This is a genomic window from Cyanobium sp. Lug-B, assembly GCF_024345635.1.
Classification (GTDB): Bacteria; Cyanobacteriota; Cyanobacteriia; order PCC-6307; family Cyanobiaceae; genus Cyanobium; species Cyanobium minutissimum.
On sequence record NZ_JAGQBM010000027.1, the window covers coordinates 1 to 19263 of the forward strand.

22 protein-coding genes, 2 tRNA genes and 1 pseudogene are annotated in these 19263 nt (G+C 70.7%); 10 read left to right on the forward strand and 15 right to left on the reverse strand.

Annotated features, from left to right (window positions below):
- The 4 genes and pseudogenes from KBY81_RS08390 to murA all read right to left on the reverse strand — a co-directional run.
- Positions 1 to 768, reverse strand: a pseudogene (locus KBY81_RS08390) (Mur ligase family protein); the annotation flags it as partial.
- An 11-nt stretch (positions 769 to 779) separates the two neighbouring features.
- Positions 780 to 1958, reverse strand: a complete 1179-nt coding sequence (locus tag KBY81_RS08395; protein WP_254976245.1) for an aspartate aminotransferase family protein — start codon at positions 1956 to 1958, stop codon at positions 780 to 782.
- Positions 1959 to 2011: 53 nt separating this feature from the next.
- Positions 2012 to 2093 (reverse strand) — tRNA-Leu (locus tag KBY81_RS08400).
- Positions 2094 to 2105: 12 nt separating this feature from the next.
- The gene (gene murA / locus KBY81_RS08405) at positions 2106 to 3398 is read right to left on the reverse strand and encodes a UDP-N-acetylglucosamine 1-carboxyvinyltransferase (protein WP_219904114.1); all 1293 of its coding nucleotides are present in this window, start codon (positions 3396 to 3398) and stop codon (positions 2106 to 2108) included.
- A gap of 192 nt (positions 3399 to 3590) precedes the next feature.
- On the opposite strand from murA, the gene KBY81_RS08410 reads away from it, so the two are divergent.
- From KBY81_RS08410 to trpC, 5 genes are all read left to right on the forward strand, one after another.
- Positions 3591 to 3674: transfer RNA gene (locus KBY81_RS08410), tRNA-Leu, on the forward strand.
- 11 nt (positions 3675 to 3685) lie between these two features.
- A complete protein-coding gene (locus KBY81_RS08415; RefSeq protein ID WP_254976228.1) occupies positions 3686 to 3934 on the forward strand; it encodes a hypothetical protein in 249 nt (82 codons plus the stop codon).
- 32 nt (positions 3935 to 3966) lie between these two features.
- Entirely contained in the window at positions 3967 to 4788 is an 822-nt protein-coding gene (locus KBY81_RS08420) for an RNA methyltransferase (protein ID WP_254976246.1), read from the forward strand.
- A 21-nt stretch (positions 4789 to 4809) separates the two neighbouring features.
- Positions 4810 to 6297 (forward strand): dihydrolipoyl dehydrogenase, encoded by a 1488-nt coding sequence (locus KBY81_RS08425; RefSeq protein WP_254976230.1) that lies wholly within the window; start codon positions 4810 to 4812, stop codon positions 6295 to 6297.
- Between the two features lies 1 nt (position 6298).
- Positions 6299 to 7183 carry an indole-3-glycerol phosphate synthase TrpC gene (gene trpC, locus KBY81_RS08430; RefSeq protein ID WP_254976232.1) on the forward strand — a complete coding sequence of 295 codons (885 nt, stop codon included), beginning with the start codon at positions 6299 to 6301 and terminating at the stop codon, positions 7181 to 7183.
- A 39-nt stretch (positions 7184 to 7222) separates the two neighbouring features.
- Here trpC and KBY81_RS08435 read toward each other — a convergent pair whose 3' ends face one another.
- Both KBY81_RS08435 and rpsD read right to left on the reverse strand, forming a co-directional pair.
- Complete coding sequence (locus tag KBY81_RS08435) at positions 7223 to 8026, reverse strand: class I SAM-dependent methyltransferase (protein ID WP_254976233.1); 804 nt, start codon at positions 8024 to 8026, stop codon at positions 7223 to 7225.
- Between the two features lie 108 nt (positions 8027 to 8134).
- A complete protein-coding gene (gene rpsD / locus KBY81_RS08440; RefSeq protein WP_106220609.1) occupies positions 8135 to 8743 on the reverse strand; it encodes a 30S ribosomal protein S4 in 609 nt (202 codons plus the stop codon).
- 65 nt (positions 8744 to 8808) lie between these two features.
- Here rpsD and yidD point away from each other — a divergent pair, with 65 nt between their 5' ends.
- From yidD to KBY81_RS08465, 5 genes are all read left to right on the forward strand, one after another.
- The gene (yidD, locus tag KBY81_RS08445) at positions 8809 to 9141 is read left to right on the forward strand and encodes a membrane protein insertion efficiency factor YidD (RefSeq protein ID WP_219904120.1); all 333 of its coding nucleotides are present in this window, start codon (positions 8809 to 8811) and stop codon (positions 9139 to 9141) included.
- Entirely contained in the window at positions 9141 to 9407 is a 267-nt protein-coding gene (locus KBY81_RS08450) for a glutaredoxin family protein (RefSeq protein WP_254976235.1), read from the forward strand. The genes yidD and KBY81_RS08450 overlap by 1 nt, the downstream gene beginning before the upstream one ends.
- 55 nt (positions 9408 to 9462) lie before the next feature.
- On the forward strand, positions 9463 to 10992 hold the full coding sequence (locus KBY81_RS08455) for a UDP-N-acetylmuramoyl-L-alanyl-D-glutamate--2,6-diaminopimelate ligase (RefSeq protein WP_254976236.1): 1530 nt from the start codon (positions 9463 to 9465) through the stop codon (positions 10990 to 10992).
- A 70-nt stretch (positions 10993 to 11062) separates the two neighbouring features.
- On the forward strand, positions 11063 to 11785 hold the full coding sequence (aqpZ, locus tag KBY81_RS08460; protein WP_106220611.1) for an aquaporin Z: 723 nt from the start codon (positions 11063 to 11065) through the stop codon (positions 11783 to 11785).
- A 150-nt stretch (positions 11786 to 11935) separates the two neighbouring features.
- Positions 11936 to 12742 carry a mechanosensitive ion channel family protein gene (locus KBY81_RS08465; RefSeq protein ID WP_106220612.1) on the forward strand — a complete coding sequence of 269 codons (807 nt, stop codon included), beginning with the start codon at positions 11936 to 11938 and terminating at the stop codon, positions 12740 to 12742.
- Positions 12743 to 12791: 49 nt separating this feature from the next.
- Here the strand turns inward: KBY81_RS08465 and KBY81_RS08470 are convergent, their stop codons facing one another.
- From KBY81_RS08470 to KBY81_RS08510, 9 genes are all read right to left on the reverse strand, one after another.
- Positions 12792 to 13946 (reverse strand): aminotransferase class V-fold PLP-dependent enzyme, encoded by a 1155-nt coding sequence (locus tag KBY81_RS08470; protein WP_254976247.1) that lies wholly within the window; start codon positions 13944 to 13946, stop codon positions 12792 to 12794.
- Between the two features lie 47 nt (positions 13947 to 13993).
- Complete coding sequence (locus tag KBY81_RS08475) at positions 13994 to 14182, reverse strand: hypothetical protein (protein ID WP_015108941.1); 189 nt, start codon at positions 14180 to 14182, stop codon at positions 13994 to 13996.
- A 160-nt stretch (positions 14183 to 14342) separates the two neighbouring features.
- The gene (locus KBY81_RS08480) at positions 14343 to 15833 is read right to left on the reverse strand and encodes an AAA family ATPase (protein WP_106220613.1); all 1491 of its coding nucleotides are present in this window, start codon (positions 15831 to 15833) and stop codon (positions 14343 to 14345) included.
- Between the two features lie 3 nt (positions 15834 to 15836).
- Positions 15837 to 16328, reverse strand: a complete 492-nt coding sequence (locus KBY81_RS08485; protein ID WP_106220614.1) for a DUF177 domain-containing protein — start codon at positions 16326 to 16328, stop codon at positions 15837 to 15839.
- On the reverse strand, positions 16325 to 17464 hold the full coding sequence (gene yidC / locus KBY81_RS08490) for a membrane protein insertase YidC (protein ID WP_106220615.1): 1140 nt from the start codon (positions 17462 to 17464) through the stop codon (positions 16325 to 16327). Before yidC ends, KBY81_RS08485 begins: the two co-directional genes overlap by 4 nt.
- Positions 17465 to 17539: 75 nt before the next feature.
- Entirely contained in the window at positions 17540 to 18004 is a 465-nt protein-coding gene (locus KBY81_RS08495; protein ID WP_181280072.1) for a PH domain-containing protein, read from the reverse strand.
- Positions 17961 to 18413, reverse strand: coding sequence for a ribonuclease P protein component (gene rnpA, locus KBY81_RS08500; RefSeq protein WP_254976237.1), 453 nt, complete (start codon positions 18411 to 18413; stop codon positions 17961 to 17963). Before rnpA ends, KBY81_RS08495 begins: the two co-directional genes overlap by 44 nt.
- An 18-nt stretch (positions 18414 to 18431) precedes the next feature.
- The gene (rpmH, locus tag KBY81_RS08505) at positions 18432 to 18569 is read right to left on the reverse strand and encodes a 50S ribosomal protein L34 (RefSeq protein ID WP_015108935.1); all 138 of its coding nucleotides are present in this window, start codon (positions 18567 to 18569) and stop codon (positions 18432 to 18434) included.
- Between the two features lie 28 nt (positions 18570 to 18597).
- Positions 18598 to 19215: a DUF2808 domain-containing protein gene (locus tag KBY81_RS08510; RefSeq protein WP_106220750.1), complete on the reverse strand. Its 618-nt coding sequence runs from the start codon at positions 19213 to 19215 to the stop codon at positions 18598 to 18600.
- Between the last annotated feature and the right edge of the window lie 48 nt (positions 19216 to 19263).

Below are 19263 nucleotides of genomic sequence, written 5' to 3' on the forward strand. Positions count from 1 at the left end.
GGTCAGGGCCCGGGCCATGGCCACCGCCACGGCGCCGTTGTGGCGTTGCAGCTCCCCCGCCAGCCCCAGGTGGGGCCCGCCGTCGGCCACGGCGGGCAGGGGCTCCAGCCACTGCAGGCTGGCGCCGCGCTGGCGCGCCTCCGCCTCCAGCACCCGACGGGCCTCGGGCTCCTGGGCGGCGCTGAAGGCCCGGCAGCCCGGTCCCATCACGGCGGCCTTCTCGGCGGCGATGGCGGCCAGGGTGTCGCCCAGATGTTCGCGGTGGTCGAGGCCGATGGCCCCGAAGCCGATCACGGGGCGGCGGGGGTGGGCGGTGGTGGCATCGAGCCGACCCCCCAGGCCCACCTCCAGCACCGCCAGATCCACCCGCTCACGGGCGAAGTGATCGAAGGCCGCGGCCGTGATCAGCTCAAAGGGGGTGAGCCGGTGGCGGCGGCCGATGGGCTGCCAGCGGGCCAGGTCGTCCCGCAGGGTGGCAGGGGTGATCCAGGCGTCATCGACCTGGATGCGTTCACACCAGCTCACCAGATGGGGGGAGCGGTAGGTGCCGACATGCACGCCGGCGGCCCGCAGGATCGCGTGCAGGAAGGTGCAGATCGAGCCCTTGCCGTTGGTGCCGGCCACCTGGGCGGCGGCGAAGCGCCGCTCCGGGTGGCCCCCCTCGGCCAGGGCGCCGGCCAGCCGCTCCAGGCCCAGGTCGACGCCGCGGCGGGCGAAGGGCTCGAGCAGGTCGCCCAGGTCGACCGGGGGGGGCAGCGGGGACGGCACGGACGGAGGGATCAGGCCAGGCTGCGCAGGGCCTTCTCCAGGCGCTTCACCGCCTTGCGCAGGTGACGGGGCCTGATCACCAGCGGCGGCACGAACCGGACCACACCGGGGCCGGCCGGCACCAGCAGCAGGCCCTCCGCCATGGCCGCCTTGACGATCTCCGGAGCGGTGGGTCCGCCCTCGCGCAGCACCAGGCCCCGCAGCAGGCCCCAGCCGCGCTCGCCGGCCAGCTGCCCGGGGTGCCGGACCACCAGCTCCTGGAGCAGGGACTGGAGCAGGGCACCGTGGGCGCCCACCTTCTCCAGCAGGCCACGGCGTTCGATCTCCTCGATCACCGTGAGGCCGGCGCGGCAGGCGAAGGGGTTGCCGCCGAAGGTGCTGGCGTGGTCGCCGGGGCGGAAGTGGTCGGCCACGGCCTTCACGGCCAGGGCACCGATGGGGATGCCGCCGCCCAGGCCCTTGGCCATGGTCAGGGCGTCGGGCTCGACCCCGAGCTGTTGGTAGCCCCACCAGTGGCCGCTGCGGCCGACGCCAATCTGCACCTCGTCGAAGATCAGCAGGATCCGGTGGGCATCGCAGAGCTCCCGCACCCGTCGGAAGAAGGCCGGATCGCCGGGGTTGACCCCGCCCTCACCCTGGATCGGTTCGAGCAGCACGGCCGCCACCCGGGGCCCATCGGCCTCACAGGAGGCCAGCAGCGCTTCGAAGGCGGCCGTGTCGTTGTAGGGGAAGTAGCGGAAGCCCGACACCATGGGCTCGAACCCCTGGTGGTACTTGGGCTGGCCCGTGGCGGTCACGGCCGCCAGGGTGCGGCCGTGGAAGCTGGCCTCGGCGGTGAGGATCAGCGGATCGGCGATGCCGCGCACCTGGTGGCCATGTTTGCGGGCCAGCTTGATGGCCGCCTCGTTGGCCTCGGCGCCGGAATTGCAGAAGAAGACCCGGTCGGTGCAGCTGCGGGCGGTGATGGCCGCGGCGAGGGCCTCCTGCTCCGGAATCCGGTAGAGGTTGGAGACGTGCTGGAGCCGGCCCAGCTGCCGGCAGAGCCGCCGCTGCAGCACCGGATCGCTGTGGCCCAGGGTGCAGACGGCGATGCCGGCCACCATGTCCAGATAGCGCCGTCCCTGGTCATCCCAGAGCCAGACGCCGCGGCCCCGGCTCAGCGCCAGGGGGTAGCGCCCGTAGGTGTCCATCACCGGGGAGGGCATCACCGGGGCGGAAAGCGGCGCGACGGGTGCCGGCTCGATGGGAGCGGTGGGACTCGAACCCACATGCCCGAAGGCGCTCGATTTTGAGTCGAGTCCGTCTACCAATTCCGGCACGCTCCCGAAGGGGGGACTCTAGGCGGCGGCGGTGGGCAGCCTGCGGATGGAGGCGCCGGCGGCGTTGAGTTTGCCCTCCAGATCGGCGTAGCCCCGGTCGAGGTACTCCAGGCCCCGCACGGTGGTGATGCCGTCGGCGGCGAGGCCGGCGAGCACCATGGCGGCGGAGGCGCGCAGGTCGGTGCCGTGGACCGGGGCACCGCTGAGCCGGGCCACCCCCTCGACGCAGGCGGTGTTGCCCTGCATGCGGATCGAGGCACCCATGCGCTGCAGTTCGGCCACGTGCTGGAGGCGGTTCTCGAAGATGTTCTCGACCACCATGCTGGTGCCCTCGGCGGTGGCCAGCAGGGCCATGAAGGGGGCCTGCAGGTCGGTGGGGAAGCCGGGGAAGGGCTGGGTGCGCAGATCCACGGCCCGCACCTTGCTGGCGGTGAGGATCAGGCCCTGGCCATCGGCCTCGATGCGGCAGCCCGCCTCCTCGAGCTTGGTGATCACGGCACCGAGGTGCTCGGGCAGGGCGGGGAACACCCGCAGCCGGGAGCGGGTGATGGCGCCCGCCAGCAGGAACGTGCCGGCCTCGATGCGGTCGGGGATGACGGCGTAGTCGGCGCCGTGCAGCCGCTCCACCCCGACGATGGTGATGGTGGGGGTGCCGGCGCCGCGCACCTTGGCGCCCATCGCCAGCAGCAGCCGGGCCAGGTCGATCACCTCCGGCTCCTGGGCGGCGTTGTCAATGACCGTCTCGCCGTCGGCGAGGGCCGCCGCCATCATCAGGGTCTCGGTGGCGCCGACGCTGGGGCAGTCGAGGTGGATGTGGCCGCCGGTGAGGCGGCGCTGGCGGCCCGGCACCACGGCGGTGACCACGCCGTGCTCGATGGTGACCTGGGCGCCGAGGGCCTTGAGTCCCTTGACGTGTTCCACGACCGGCCGGGTGCCGATCTGGCAGCCGCCGGGCAGGGGCACCTGGGCCATTCCCATGCGGGCGAGCAGGGGACCGATGCAGAAGAAGCTGGCCCGCAGGCTGTTGACCAGCTCATAGGGCGGGGCGGCCGTGGTGATGTGGTCGCCATGGAGCACGATCGCGTCACCGCCGCGCTGCACCCGCACGCCCAGGGCCGAGAGGATCTCCCCCATGGCCGTGATGTCGGTCAGGGGAGGCACGTTGCTGAGCCGCAGCCCGTCCTCGGTGAGCAGGCAGGCGGCCATCAGCACCAGGGCCGAATTCTTGGCACCGCTGACCCGCAGTTCCCCGTCCAGACGCCGTCCACCACTGATCTCCAGCCTGGTGCCGGCGATGGCCTTGACAGGCATGGGGGATACGGTCATGGACAGGAGTCCTGGTATCAATTTCGGGGGCATCTTGACAACGAATGATCCCGTCGTCTAGGGGGTCGCCGCTCAAACTGTCTTGGCGCCCCGTGACGCCGTCGTCCCGAGGGGAGGGCTGCCGGTGATGATTTATGCTCCGTTCAGCGCCGCGGACTCCGTGGCGGCTAAACGCCCGCGGATGTGGCGGAATTGGTAGACGCGCTAGTTTCAGGTACTAGTGGCAGCAATGTCGTGGGAGTTCAAGTCTCCCCATCCGCATCAATTTTTTTATGATTGTCCTCAAGATCACCAACGCCTCCGATGTCGTTGCCGCGAACATCGGCCGGTTCCTGGAGCGCCTCACCCCTGACGGCTACGACCAGACCAAGGTGGAGGACATTGTGATCGACCGGCTGGTGGCGAACCTCAAGGCGGAGGGCATCCGTGGTGAGGTGGCGGCCTTCAAGGGGCTCGACCTCAGCGACGACGACCTGGTCATCCACGATCACCTCAAGCTCCGGCGCCGCAAGACGATCTGACATCCCCGGGTCCCTCCCCTGATCAGCGCGGGCTGCAGCCGGGCAGCGAGCCGATCCGCAGTGTCCGCAATCCCCTCGTCCAGGCCCTGCGGCGCCTGCACCGTCCCAGCGGCCGCAAGGAGCAGGGGCTGATCCTGCTGGAGGGGACCCATCTGCTGCAGGAGGCCTTGGGGCTGGGTCTGCGGCCTCGGCAGCTGCTGGCCACCACCGACTGGCTGGAGCGCCATGGTGCCCTGCTGGAGCGGTTGCCGGATCCGGGCCGGCTGCGGATCGCCAGCCCCGAGGTTCTGGCCGCCGCCGCCACCACCGGCCACCCCGACGGGGTGCTGCTGACCCTGGAGGCGGCCGATCTCCCCGTCCCATTGCCGGCGCCGGACTTCCTGCTGGTCCTCGACCGGCTCCAGGATCCGGGCAACCTGGGCACCCTGCTGCGCACGGCGCTGGCGGCGGGGGTGGAGCAGGTGTGGCTGGCGGAGGGGGCTGACCCCCTGCAGCCCAAGGTGTTGCGCGCCTCCAGCGGCGCGGCCCTGGCCCTGCCGATCGAACGGATGGCGGCCACCGACGTCCCCGCCCGCCTGACCGCGGCCAGGGAGCGGGGCGTGCAGCTGGTGGCGGCGGTGGTGCCCGAGGCGGACGGCGCTGCCCAGCCCTACTGGGAACTGGACTGGTGTCGCCCCACCGCCCTGCTGCTGGGCAACGAGGGGGCGGGGCTGGCGCCGGCGCTGGCCCGGCTGGCCGACCGGCGGGTGACGATCCCCCACAGCCGGGCGGTGGAATCGCTGAATGTGGCGGCCGCGGCCGCCTTGCTGCTGCTGGAGCGCCCCCGCCAGGCCCACGGCCGGCCCGGGGCCTGACAGGGGAGAATGCCGCTACCCATGCAGCCCCGTCCGGTGACCGCAGCACCCGTCTCCCCTCCCTCCGGGTTCGATTTCGATGTGATCGTGATCGGTGCCGGTTATGGCGGTTTCGATGCGGCCAAGCACGGCGCCGAGCACGGCCTGAAGGTGGCGATCGTGGAATCCCGCGACATGGGCGGCACCTGCGTCAACCGGGGCTGCGTCCCCTCCAAGGCCCTGCTGGCGGCCAGCGGCCGGGTGCGGGAACTCGCCGACGCCGAGCACCTCAAGGGGTTCGGCATCCATGCGGCGCCGGTGCGCTTCGAGCGCCAGAAGATCGCCGACCATGCCGCCCAGCTGGTGGCCACGATCCGCACCAACCTCACCAAGACCCTGGAGCGCGCCGGCGCCACGATCCTGCGGGGCAAGGGCCGCCTCGATGGCCCCCAGCGGGTGGCGGTGCGCGAGGCCAGCGGCGTGGAGCGGGTCTATGCGGCCCGGGAGGTGATCATCGCCACCGGCTCGGATCCCTTCGTGCCGCCCGGCATCGAGACCGATGGCCGCACCGTGTTCACCAGCGACGAGGCCATCAACCTGGAGTGGCTGCCCCGCTGGATCACGATCATCGGCAGCGGCTACATCGGCCTGGAATTCGCCGATGTCTACACGGCCCTGGGCTGTGAAGTCACCATGATCGAGGCGCTCGATCGGGTGATGCCCACCTTCGACCCGGACATCGCCAAGATCGCCGCTCGCCACCTGATCGACGGCCGCGACATCGATGCCCGCTCCGGCGTGCTCGCCAGCAAGATCATCCCCGGCTGCCCGGTCAAGATCGAACTGGTGGACATGGCCACCCGCGAGCCGGTGGAGACCCTGGAGGTGGACGCGGTGCTGGTGGCCACCGGCCGGGTGCCCGTGAGCAAGGACCTCAACCTGGCCAGCGTGGGGGTGGAGACCAACCGGGGCTTCATCCCCGTGGACGACGGCCTGCGGGTGCTGGCGAACGGGGCGCCCGTGCCCCACCTGTGGGCCGTCGGTGACGTGACCGGAAAAATGATGCTGGCCCACACGGCCGCCGCCCAGGGCACGGTGGCGATCGAGAACATCCTCGGCCACACCCGCCGCATCGATTACCGCTCGATCCCCGCCGCCACCTTCACCCACCCGGAGATCAGCTCGGTGGGGCTGTCGGAAGCCGACGCCAGGGAGCTGGCCGCCGCCGAGGGCTTCGAGCTGGGAGCGGTGCGCAGCTACTTCAAGGCCAACTCCAAGGCCCTGGCCGAACTGGAGAGCGACGGCCTGCTCAAGCTGCTGTTCCGCAAGGACACCGGCGAGGTGCTCGGGGCCCACATCTATGGATTGCATGCCGCTGACCTGATCCAGGAGATCGCCAATGCGGTGGCCCGGCGCCAGGGGGTGCGGCAGCTGGCCAGCGAGGTGCACACCCACCCCACCCTCTCCGAGGTGGTGGAAGTGGCCTACAAGCAGGCGGCCGCCAGCCTGGCCACGCCTGTGGGTGCCTGAGATGGAGATCCGTCGCCGGCCCCCCAACCCCTCGGTGCGGGTGGCCCACCTGGAATTCGGCACCCCCCATCCCGAGGAGAGCCCCCGCCACATCCTCGAGGAGATCGTCTGGGGGAAGGACCGGGAAGTGACGGCCGCCCGGGAACGGGTGAGCCTGGAGTCCCTCAAGCAGCAGGTGGCCGACCTGCCCCCCACCCGGGAATTCGCGGCGGCCCTGCGGGCCAGCTGCCGCAAACCGGCGGTGATCGCCGAGATCAAGAAGGCCAGCCCCAGCAAGGGGGTGATCCGGGAGGATTTCGACCCCGTCGCCATCGCCCGCGGCTACCGCGACGGCGGTGCCAGCTGCCTGTCGGTGCTCACCGACAAGCGCTTCTTCCAGGGGGGCTTCGAGGTGCTGGTGGCGGTGCGGGAGGCGGTGGAACTCCCCCTGCTCTGCAAGGACTTCATCCTCAGCCCCTACCAGCTGTTCCAGGCCCGGGCCGCCGGGGCCGACGCCGCCCTGCTGATCGCCGCGATCCTCACCGACCAGGATCTGGCCTACCTGCTCAAGGTGGCCCGCGGCCTGGGGCTGGCGGTGCTGGTGGAGGTGCATGACGCGGCCGAGATGGAGCGGGTGCTGCAGCTGGAGGGTGTGACCCTGATCGGCATCAACAACCGCGACCTGGCCAGCTTCACGGTGGATCTGGCCACCACCGAACAACTGATGGCCGCCTTCGGTGAGCGGGTGCGCGGGCGCGGTGCCCTGCTGGTGAGTGAATCGGGCCTGTTCAGCCGCCAGGACCTGGATCGGGCCGTCGGCGCCGGCGCCGATGCGGTGCTGGTGGGGGAGGCGCTGATGCGCCAGGACGATGTCACGGCGGCCCTGGAGACCCTGATCGGGGGCTGAGCGGAAACGGATGGCCGGTTCGTGCATGGGGCCGATCCATCAGGGGGTGTCCACAGCCGATCCGGGCCCGCTGCCGGACTCTGACGCCCCAACCCGTCGTGAGGCCTTGATCGTCAGCGGCCACCGCAGGCGCCGCGGAGTCTCCGGTGCTCCCCAGGCGGCCGCCAGGGCCGGACGCAGCAGCTCCAGGGGGTCGCGGCCGAGGGCGGCCCGGTAGCGGGCGCTGGCCGACCAGCTGGCGCAGTAGCCCAGCAGCTGCTCCAGGGTCCAGTCGGCTTCCATGGCGAACGACGGGGCCGGCAGGGCCGCGAAGGGCAGCGCCAGGTCGCGGTAGCCGTTCTCCACCAGCGCCTTCTCGGGGGGCCAGTAGGGCCCGACGATGTCGGCGTAGAACTGCTGCAGCAGGGCATCGGGCGCTTCGCCCTCCAGGTGGGGGATGCCGTAGCTCCATACCGCCAGCACGCCGCCGGGGCGCAGCACCCGCTCCACCTCGGCGAAGAACCGGGGCCGATCGAACCAGTGCAGCGCCTGGGCCACCGTGGCCAGGTCCACGCTGTCGGTCTCGAGGCCGGAGCTCTCCGCCGGCGCCTGCCGGTAGTGCACGCCGGGGTGGGGGCGGGCGGCGGCGAGCTGGCCGGCGCTGGCATCGGTGGCCACCACCGCGTCGAAATGGTCGGCCAGGGCGATGGCGGCCTGACCCGTTCCGGTGGCGCAGTCCCAGGCCTGCCGGCGGGCGGGGGCCACCCCGGCCAGCCAGGCGAACAGGGGCGCCGGATAGGTGGGCCGGTAGTGGGCGTAGGCCCCGGAGACGGAGCCGAAGTGGTCGGTGAAGCTGCCGTTCATCTGCCTGGCCCCAGAACAAAGCCGTCCGCGTCCATACCTAGCGGCAGCGGACGCGGACGGCTCACCGCCGCAGGCGAACCGGCGGCGGCTGTGGCAGGAGGACCGGGCTCAGACCTTGCGGCTGTAGAACTCCACCACCAGCAGTTCGTTGATCTCGAGGGCGACCCATTCGCGCTCGATGCGGCCGCCCACCTTGGCGGTCATCTTGGCCTTGTCGAACTCAAGGTGGGGCGGGATGTTGGCCAGGCCGGGGAAAGCCAGGTTGGCTTCGGCGAGGGCCTTGCTGCACTTGCGCTCGCGGATGGCGACGACGTCGCCGGCCTTGCACTGGTAGCTGGGGATGTCCACCACCCGGCCGTTCACGGTGACGTGGCCATGGTTCACCAGCTGGCGGGCGCCGGGAACGGTGGGGCCGAGGCCGAGGCGGAAACAGATGTTGTCGAGTCGGTTCTCGAGCAGCTTGAGCAGGTTGGTTCCGGTGGAACCCTCCTGGGCACGTGCTTTCTTCACGTAGCGCACCAGCTGACGTTCGGAAATGCCGTAGTTGAAACGCAGTTTCTGCTTTTCTTCGAGACGGATCGCGTATTCGGAGCGCTTGCGACGGGCTTGGCCGTGCTGACCGGGGGGGTAAGACCGTTTGGCGGCCTTACGGGTGAGACCGGGAAGGTCCCCCAAGCGCCGCGTGATCCTCAGGCGAGGGCCGCGGTAGCGAGACATAAGGGAAGGTGACGAAGGTGGACGTTGCGGCCCTGGGGCCAGACGGGGCGGCTCGCGGCTGCGGCATGCTGGAAGAACCCGCAGGCCTGCGCGTGCTGCGCCAACCACCCACCCTAGGCGGCGACGGTCCCGGCCTTCTCCAGGGCGCCCTGCCGGCCGCTCCGGCCTCCCCCCTCTCCGCCGCCGTGGCCGCCCTGCTGCTGGGCCTGATCCGTGCCTACCGGCGCTGGATCTCCCCCCTGCTGGGCCCCCGCTGCCGCTTCATTCCCAGCTGCAGCGCCTACGGGCTGGAGGCGATCAGCCGCCACGGACCCTGGCGCGGCGGCTGGCTGACCGTGACGCGCGTCTGCCGCTGCCACCCCTTCACCCCCTGCGGCTGCGACCCGGTCCCGGACTGATGCGGGAACTGCTGCTGTTCTCCCGCCAGGGCTGTTGCCTGTGCGAAGGCCTCGAGGAGAAGCTGGGGGCCCTCGATCCCCCCCAGCCCCTGCAGGTGATCGATGTGGACACCGATCCGGCCCTGCAGGGGTGCTACGGGCTGGCCGTGCCCGTGCTGGCGGTGCCGGCCGGAGCCGACGGCCCCCTGCGGGAGCTTCCCCGGGTGTCCCCGCGGCTGGCGGGAGCCCAGCTGCAGGCCTGGCTGATCAAGCAGGGCGTGCGCTGAGCGTCACGCTATGACAGGCGCCAGCTCCGTCCCGCCGGACGCCGCCGGCGCCGCCATGTCACCGCTGCTTCAGCCGCTCCTGCAACAGGTGGGCCTGCCGCCGCTGCCCGACCCCACCGGCGCCCTGGCCCAGGCGGTGGTCAGCGGCGTCAGCTGCGATTCCCGCCGCGTCGGCGCCGGCACCCTGTTCGTGGGCCTGCCCGGCACGGCGGTGGATGGCGGCAGCTTCTGGCCCGAGGCGCTGGCCGCCGGCGCGGTGGCGGCGGTGATCGGGCCGGCGGCGGCCGCCGCCCGGCCCCCGGCCCCCGGCGATCCGGTGCTGGTGGTGGAACCCCCCCTGGCCCTCTGGGCCGGCCGGCTGGCGGCGGAGTTCTGGGGCCAGCCCAGCCGGCGTCTGGCCCTGATCGGTGTCACCGGCACAAACGGCAAGACCACCACCACTTACCTGATCGAGCACCTGGCGGCGGCGGCGGGCCACCCGTCCGCCCTGTTCGGCACCCTGCAGAACCGCTGGCCGGGCTACAGCGCCACGGCCACCCACACCACCGCCTTCGCCGATCTGCTGCAGGCCGACCTGGCCCAGGCCGTGGCCGCCGGCAGCGGCATCGCCGCCATGGAGGTGAGCTCCCACGCCCTCGATCAGGGGCGGGTGGCCGGCTGTCGCTTCGCCGGAGCGGTGTTCACCAACCTCACCCAGGACCACCTCGACTACCACCTGTCAATGGAGGCCTACTTCGAGGCCAAGGCGCGGCTGTTCGCCCCAGGCCTGCTCGACGGGGGCGCCGTGGTCAACGTGGATGACCCCTGGGGGGCCCGCCTGGCCGAACGGCTGACCGCAGCCGGCCCGGAAGCCGGCGCCGGCCCCTGCTGGCGCAGTTCCCTGGAGGATGCGGCGGCGGAGCTGCACATCAGTGATCTGGTGATGGGTGCCGACGGGGTCAGCGGCCGCCTGCACAGCCCGCTGGGGGAGGGGGCCTTCCGCTCGCCCCTGGTGGGCCGCTTCAACCTGATGAACCTGCTGGAGGCGGTGGGGGCCCTGCTGCAGCAGGGTCTGCCCCTGCCGCCGCTGCTCGATGGCCTGGCCAGCTTCCGGGGTGTGCCTGGACGCATGGAGCGGGTGGGCGGGCCGGCGGGGGCTCCCCTGCCGTCGGTGCTGGTGGATTACGCCCACACCCCCGACGGCCTCGCCAATGCCCTGGCCGCCTGCCGGCCGTTCTGCCAGGGTCGGCTGATCTGTGTGTTCGGCTGCGGCGGTGACCGGGACCGCACCAAGCGTCCCCTGATGGCGGAGATCGCCGCCCGCCTCGCCGACGCGGTGGTGGTGACCTCCGACAACCCCCGCACCGAGGATCCCCAGCGGATCCTCGCTGACGTGGTGGCGGGGATCCCCGCCGGCACCGAACTGGTGGTGGAGGGGGACCGGGCCGCGGCGATCGCCACCGCCATCGCCGCGGCGGCGCCCGACGACCTGGTGCTGATCGCCGGCAAGGGCCATGAGGATTACCAGATCCTCGGCACCACCAAGGTGCATTTCGATGACCGGGAGGAGGCCGCCCGGGCGCTGCAGGTCCGCGTCGCTGGCTGAGCAGGGGGGAGATCGGTCGATAGGGTGAGCCCTCTTCAGGCCATCCCCAGCCATGACCGCTCCCGTTCCCATGCCGAAGCGGTTCCTGGCGGAACTGCTCGGCACGTTCTGGCTGGTGTTCGGAGGCTGTGGCAGTGCGGTCCTGGCGGCCGTGTTCCCCTACGGCCAGGGGGAGTCCAATCCGCTGGGACTGGGATTCCTCGGGGTGGCCCTGGCCTTCGGTCTGACCCTGCTGACGATGGCCTACGCCATCGGCCATGTCTCCGGCTGCCACATCAATCCGGCTGTGAGCTTCGGTCTGTGGGCCAGTGGCCGCTTCCCCGGCTCGGCCCTGCTGCCCTACGTCGTCGCCCAGGTGCTGGGCGGTGTCCTGGCCGGTGGGCTTCTTTACGGCATCGCCAGCGGCCGCAAGGGGTTTGAGCTGATCGGCAGCAACCCCCTGGCCACCAACGGCTTCGGCGCCCATTCCCCGGGTGGCTACGGCTTCTGGGCGGCACTGATCATCGAGGTGCTGCTGACCTTCTTCTTCCTGCTGGTGATCCTGGGCTCCACCCACCGTGACGCGATCAAGGACTTCGCCGGGGTGCCGATCGGCCTGTCGCTGGTGCTCATCCACCTGATCAGCATTCCGGTGACGAACACCTCGGTGAACCCGGCCCGCAGCACCGGGGTGGCCCTCTGGGTGGGGGGTGAGGCGATCGGTCAGCTGTGGCTGTTCTGGCTGGCTCCGATCGTGGGCGCGCTCCTGGCGGGCTGGGTGCAGCGCCATCTGCTGGAGGCCGGGGAGCACTGATCGGCGCCTTTCCGTCCCCCGCTCGGACGGGCCCTGTCAGGGAAAGGCGATCAATGGTGTGGAGGATGTCGGAAGATTTCCGGACGAATCGCTGCAGATCTGCATCAGCGTTGATACGTTGATCCGGATTGAAATGCCCTCTCTGGTCTGATGCCGACAAACCTGGCTCTGGTGGCGAGTGTCGTCATCCCCTTTCTGTTCAAGTTCGCCGGTGCCGTCGCCCTATGGATCGCCGGTGGCTGGTGCATCAGGTTTGCCCTGCGGATCCTCAGAAGGGGACTGTCCTCCGGCACCCTTGACCCCACGGTCATCGGCTATCTGATCAACATTCTGGGGGCGGTTCTCAGGGTCATCCTGGTTGTCGCGATCCTCGGCTTCTTCGGTATTCAGACCGCCAGTTTCGCCGCCCTTCTGGCTGGTGCCGGTGTGGCCATCGGGGCTGCCTGGAGCGGCATGCTCAGCAACTTTGCGGCGGGGGTCTTCCTGCAGGTCTTCCGTCCATTCAGTGTTGGCGACTTCATCACCGCCGGTGGCGTGACGGGAACGGTGGAGGAGATCGGCATGTTCGTTACCTCCATCCAGTCCATGGATTGCGTCCGCAACATCGTTCCCAACGGCAAGCTCTTCTCCGACACGATCCAGAACTTCTCCTCCCACCCATACCGGCGGGTCGATCTTGTCGCCCAGCTCGATAACAGCGCTGACGTGGCCAAGGCCATCGCCCTGTTGAAGGAGGGGATCAAGGCCGTTCCCAACCAGGATCCCAATACCCCGGCGGACATCGAGGTGCTGGAGTTCAGCGAGCGGGGCCCCCGGCTGGCGGTCCGTCCCTACACCCACACCGACAACTACTGGCAGGTTTATTTCGATACCAACCGGATGATCGTGGAGGTCCTTGGCAAACATGGCTTCCCCGTGCCGCGGATTCCCGTCGGCATGGCCCAGGGCGGGAACTGAGTTCCCACACCCGGGACTCTCCAGGACTGAACTTCCGTAGGGCCGCCGTTCAGCCCTCGGCCAGCTGAACCAGCAGCCTCTCCACCTCGTCGGCGGTGCTGACCAGGTGGGTGCAGGCCCGCACGCAGCGGGGGGACTCCAGGGTTCGCAGCCAGGTCCCCCGCTCCCCCAGCCGCTTCACGACGGCGGCCGGATCGAGCGGCTCTCCTGAGCCCCCTGCCATGGTGAAGCTCACCAGCCCCGCCGGCGGGGGCACCGCCAGCAGGGTCCGGACCCCGCCAATCCGCTGCAGGCCCTCCCACAGCTGGCGGCTGCGCTGTCGGATCGCCGCCAGCCTCCCGTCGGCATCGCCTTCGGCCTCCAGCAGCTGCAGGGAGCAGTCCAGCCCGGCGAACAGGGGCGTGCAGGAGGTGGCCACCTCGAAGCGGCGGGCGTCGCGGTGGTAGCCGCCGGCACCGGGGCCGTCGTGCTCCAGGGTGCGCCAGCCGATGAGGGTGGGGCTGCTCTCCGCCAGCAGACGTTCGGAGAGGGCCACCGCACCGAGCCCCTCCGGTCCGCAGCACCACTTATGGCCGGTGCAGGCATAGATGTCGGCGGCGGCCGCCGCCTCGGCCACCGGCAGGCTGCCCAGGGACTGGGCCGCATCCACCAGCAGCCAGGGGTGGCGGGGATGGCCGGCCAGCCGGGCCGCCACCGCCGCGATCGGCATCGTCTGGCCGGTGTTCCAGAGCAGGTGGGAGAGCACCACCAGCCGGGTGCGGGGGGTGAGGGCGGCCTCCAGCCGCTCGCCCACCGCCGCTGCCGTGGCGTCAACGTCCCCGTCAAGGTCGGCCACCGCCAGGGAGGTGATGCGCAGCCGGTGGCGCCGGGCCAGCTCCTCCAGGGCGGCCACCACGCCGTAGTGCTCGGCATCGCCGACGAGCAGTTCATCGCCCTCCTGCCAGGGCAGGCCCCAGAGGGGCAGCACACACCCCGAGGTGACGTTCTCGGTGAAGGCCACCCGCTCGGGGACCACCCCGAACCAGGCCGCCACCCGCTGGCGCAGCCCGGAAACGGTGCGGTTCACGTAGGGCCAGACGTCGTCGCTGAAGGGGCCCAGCTCCTGGATGGTGGCGAAGGACGCGCTGATCGCCCCCAGCGATGGGGAGGGCAGGGGCCCCTGGCCGCCGAAATTGAAATAGGTCTTGTTCGCCAGGGCGGGCATCAAGGCCCGCAGGGGGATGGCGTTGGCGGCGGGCAAGGGCTGATGGATCAGTTGCTGGCGATCACCTGGCCCACCACCACGGCCGCCACGGCCGAGAACAGGGTGATGCCAAGGGCCGTCAGGGGGCTCTGGCCTTGGGCCACCGCCAGGGTGGTGATCACGCCGGCACCGAGGCTGGCCACGGCGAGCTGGGAGGTGAGTTCGCTGCCGGAGCGGGGGCTGGGGCTCGGGGTCACGGCGGCTTCATCACGGTTGATGGGCTGACGCTACGGGCGATGAATCGTTCGTCACTGCCGGCCCGGCGAAGCTGTTACCAGGCGTGGTTGTTCTTCATGAAGCCGTTACATCGGGTCGCTTCGATGCCTTGAATGTCTTCCACTTTCGTGCCGATTCGCCTCAGGAAGCCCTGCCGCTGGCTGAGGCCGGCCGCGCCCGGCCGCTGCTGGCCCAGCTGCGCAGCGCCTCCAGCTGCTCCCGGGCCGTGCGCGACAGCGGCACCACCTGGCTGGCCGCCGCGATCAGATCGGCCTCGACGAGCTCCCGACCTTCTCCGAAGGCCAGGTGCATGGCCTCGATCACGGTCTGCTCCAGTTCGGCGCCGGAGAAATCGGCGGTGCGGTCCACCAGCACATCGAGGGGGATGGCGTGCCGGGGCCGCCGCCGCCGCAGCTGCAGATCCAGGATCGCCCGGCGTTCCTCCGCATCGGGCAGTTCCAGCAGGAAGATCTCGTCGAAGCGGCCCTTGCGCAGCAGTTCCGCCGGCAGCCGCTCCACGGCGTTGGCGGTGGCCACCACGAACACGGCGCTGCTCTTCTCCGCCATCCAGGTGAGCAGGCTGGCCAGCACCCGCTGGCTGGTGCCGCCGTCGCTGCGACCATCGCCCCCGCCGAAGCCCTTGTCGATCTCGTCGATCCAGAGCACGCAGGGGGCCATGGCCTCGGCCCGCTGGATCATTTCCCGGGTGCGCGCCTCACTGGCCCCCACGAGGCCAGCGAACAGGCGGCCCACGTCGAGGCGCAGCAGCGGCATGGCCCAGCTGTGGGCGATCGCCTTGGCGGTGAGCGACTTGCCGGTGCCCTGGGGGCCGATCAGCAGCACCCCCCGGGGCAGGGGCAGGCCGTAGCGCTGGGCCTCGTCACTGAAGGCCCGGTGGCGCTGCTCCAGCCAGTGCTTGAGGGTCTCCAGCCCGCCGATGTCGGCCGGGGTGGCCTCGGTAGGGCAGTACTCCAGCAGTTCGCTGCGGGCGATGGCCTGGCGCTTCTCCTCCAGCACCTCCGCCAGGTCCTCGATGCCCAGCTGCCCCCGCCGGGCCAGGGCCCGGGCCGCCAGCTGGCGGACCCGCTGCTCGCTCAGCCCGTGGCAGGCGGCGGTGAGCTGCTCGAGCACCCCAGGCTCCAGCGGCTGGCCGCTGGCCTCGGCGATGGCCCGCAGCAGGCGGCCGATCTCCCCGGCCTCGGGCAGGGGCAGCTCCAGCAGGGTGATGCTGTCCTCCAGCTCCCGCGGCAGTTGCCATTCCGGGGCGCTGATCACCAGGGTGTGGGGCACCTGCCGCAGGCCCGCGGCCAGGTTGCGCAGGCGCCTGCAGACGCCGGGATCATCGGCGTAGCGGTGGAAGTCCTTCAGCAGCAGGATCGCCCCCTGCTCGGCCGGCAGCCCGTCGAGGGCGCCGAGGGCCCCCATCGGCTGACGCACCGCCTGCCCCTCCAGGCTCGGGATCCCGCTCAGCCCGCCGATGAAGTCCCAGCGGAGCAGGGTGCGGCCCCCCAGGCGCTGGGCGGCCCGCTCCAGCAGCCCCTCCACCCGCTCCTCCTCGAGGCTGCGGATCCAGAGGATCGGCGTGCGGGAGCGGATCAGAAGATCCAGCTGGTCGGCCAGGTCGTGGGCCATGGCTCAGCGCAGGGAGCGGAGGGCCGCCCAGCGGGGATCGCCGCCCCCTTCCCCGCTGGCGTCGCCGCTGGGCAGCGGCGGGCCGGGGCAGTCGGGCCCGCAGCGGTTCACCAGGGGCAGCTGCAGGCTGAGCTGCTCGAACAGCCAGCGCTCCGGATCGAAGTTGCCGCCGGGATCGAGGCGCTCCACTGGATCCTCGGCGGCGAACAGCACCTCCTCCTCCTCATCGGGGCCGGAGACGGCGATCTCCAGCAGCTCCCGGGCCTTGGCGCCCAGGGCGTGGTTGTAGGTCTGCAGGCAGCGGTCGCAGCAGAGGGTGATGATCGTCTCCGCCGTGCCCTCCACCTCCAGCACCGTGCCGTGGTGGAGGGCCCGCACCCGGCCGCGCACGGGGGTGAGGCTGGCCAGGCCGGCGATTGGCTGGTCGACGGGCCAGCTGCGGCCCTCGCTCAGCAGCCGCAACTCCTGCAGGGGCAGCGGCTGCAGCCGGGTCATTTCTTGGTCTTGGGCTCGAAGGGGAGGCGGCCGCCACCGCTGCCGCCACCGGCCGTGGCGGTGGCCGGCTGCTGGGCGAGCTGCTTGTCGAGGATCGCCTGCAGGTTGTCGGGCAGGGCCTCACGGGTGAGCAGGAAGGTCTGGACGCCCTGGAACACGTTCGCCACCACCATGTAGAGCAGCACCCCCGCCGGCAGCGGGAAGAACAGGAACATGGCCGTGATCATCACCGGGGTGATCTTGTTGGCGGTGGCCTGCTGGGGGTTGGCTGGCATGCCCATGCCGGAGAGCAGCTGGGAGGCGAACAGGGTGGCGCCGAAGGCCCCCACCAGGATGGCGATGTCCCAGTTGACGGCGCCATCGGTGTAGAAGCCCACCTGGCCCAGGGCCTTGATGAACAGGAAACCGCTGCGGGCCGCCAGACCGGGAATGCGGGCCTCGACGGTGGCATCGCCGGGGGCCAGGGCGGTGATCCGGCCCTGATCATCCACCTGCACCACGCTCTCCCCCTTGGTCACCACCCAGCTCGGGGTGAAGCTGTCGCCGTGCTCCACGGTGCCCAGCAGGGAGGCGAAGCTGGTGCCGTCCTTGGCGTGCAGCTCCACCTGAGCCGTGGCGCCGACGCCGAGCTTGGTGCCGCCCTCGAGGCTGGCGACCACCGGCACGTGCTCGGTCTCGCTGATGAAGATGGAGTGGCTGGCGCTGTTGAAAGGCTTGGCCTCCACCGCGGCGATCTCCTCGGCCGGAAGCACCTTGAGGTTGATCGCGTAGGGGACGTCGGCGAAGGGTGACCCCCGCAGGGTGGCAAAAAGGGCGAACAGGATCGGCATCTGCACCAGCAGCGGCAGACAGCCCGAAAGGGGGCTGCCGAACTCCTTCATCAGGCTGCCCAGCTCTTCCTGCTGCTTCTGGGGGTTGTTGGCGTACTTGGCCTTGATCTCCGCCTGGCGCTGCTGCATCACCGGCTGGGCGATGCGCATACGCCGGGCGCTGCGGATCGAGCCGGCGCTCAGCGGAAACAGGGCCAGGCGGATGACCACGGTGAGGGCCACGATCGCGAGCCCATAGCTCGGAACCAATCCGTAGAAGAAATCAAGGATCGGGAGCAGCAGGTTGTCGGAGATGTAGCCGATCACGGCAGGGGTGCGCTGGGGTGGGGAATCTCGGCTGCCAGTGTGCCCGACCGGGGAGACCGGATGGGGGTCCGGTGGTCAGGCGCTTTCACGGACCGGGGGCGCGAAGCCGGCAGCACCGGTGGCTCCTGAGGTGCGGGCGGCGGCCTTGCCGCGGCTCTCGCGCTGCTCTTCGATGAAGGCCTCGAGCTCCCGGAAGCGCGGCACGGCCCGCATTTCGAGCTTGGCGCCGTCGTTCAGCACCACCACCATGTCGCCCCAGGCGCCGAAGCCCCGCGGCACCGAGCGCACCTCGCGGATCTGGCTGTAGACCACCTGGGTGCGGTCGCGGCCGAGCCAGCCGCCGCTGACGCTGATGCGCCGGCTGGTGATGCGGAAGCGCAGCCACAGGGCCCGGACGATGGCCCCCACGGCGAAGGGAATGCCGATCAGGGTGAGGCCGAACAGCAGGTTGACGATCAGATCGCCCCTGGCGGGACCGCCCTCGTAGAAGACCGTCTCATTGATCTCGAGTTTGTTCTCCACCCTGTCCTCCGGGGTCAAGGAGCAATCCTGCCTGGCGCAGCAGTTGACCGCATTCTCCCAGCAGCTGGTCGTCGCTGCGCTCGAGGCAGCCGGGTTTGAGGGTGATCAGCAGCCAGAGCGGCTGATCCGGGGTGGGCGGGTGGCGCCGCAGGTGGTCGTGGAAAAGGCGTCGCAGGCGATTGCGGCGCACCGCCAGCTTGCTCACCTTGCTGCTGACCACGATGCCGCAACGCCAGGGGCTGGCGGTGGGGGTTGTACCGGGGGTCCCGCCGCGGGGCTTTCCGGTGGGCGTTCGGGGGGGCAGCAGGGAAGGATCGGCCACCAGGACCCTGAGCAGGAGCCCAGGTCCCTGGTAACGACGTCCCTGGCGGTACAGACGATCGAAGACCCTTCGGCCCTTCAGCCGGTGCTGCTGTGGCAGGGCCACGGACCTTCCTGGCCGGCCTCAGACCGCCAGGCGGGCCCGGCCGCGGCGGCGGCGGGTGCGGATCACGCGACGGCCCGTGTGGGTGCGCATCCGCACCCGGAAGCCGGACACGCGCTTGCGCTTGCGGCTCGTTCCTTCCAGTGTGCGCTTGGTCATGCTGCTTTCGGCTCAGTCGGCCACCCTATCAGTTGGTGTTGTTGGGCACGATCTGGATCAGCCAGCTGCCCAGGTAGCCCGAGACCGGGATGTCCCCGGGGGCCTGGGCCAGGGCGTTGAACTGATACATGCCGGCGTTGAACGGGTTGAACACGTTCATGTAGACACCGATCGTGTCCTTGTCGGAGACAGGCGTTTCCGGAAAGATTTCGATCGATCGGCCGTTCTCCGACACCTCGATCGTGGCGGGAATCGTTTCCAGGCAGCGGGTTCTCTTGAGCATGCCGCCCTCACTCATCCGGCAAAGCTTGACCTGCTTGGGATCGATCTTGCTGTCGAAGTGGCTGGGAACGCTGATGCTCAACTTGAGGATCGCCGTCTTGCGATCCTTCGGCCGCAGCATCAGGTAGTACTCCGCCCGCTGCATACGGGTGGTGTCGGTGGTGAAGAAATAGAGCTTGCGGTAGTCCCTGTTGTTCTCCCAGCGGAACTCCATCAGCCCGGGGGTGCCCTGGGCCAGGGACGGGGCGGGGGCGAGCGGGGAGAGGAGGGTGGCGCCGGCGACCGCCAGCGCGCCGAGGCCGGCGGTGCCCAGGCGGCCGATCAGGGTCAGGGGCTGGGACCGCTCGCGCGGGAAGGAAGGCATGGCTGGGGGGAACTTCATGCTGAAAGTCTCAACACGCCTGTGCGTCTG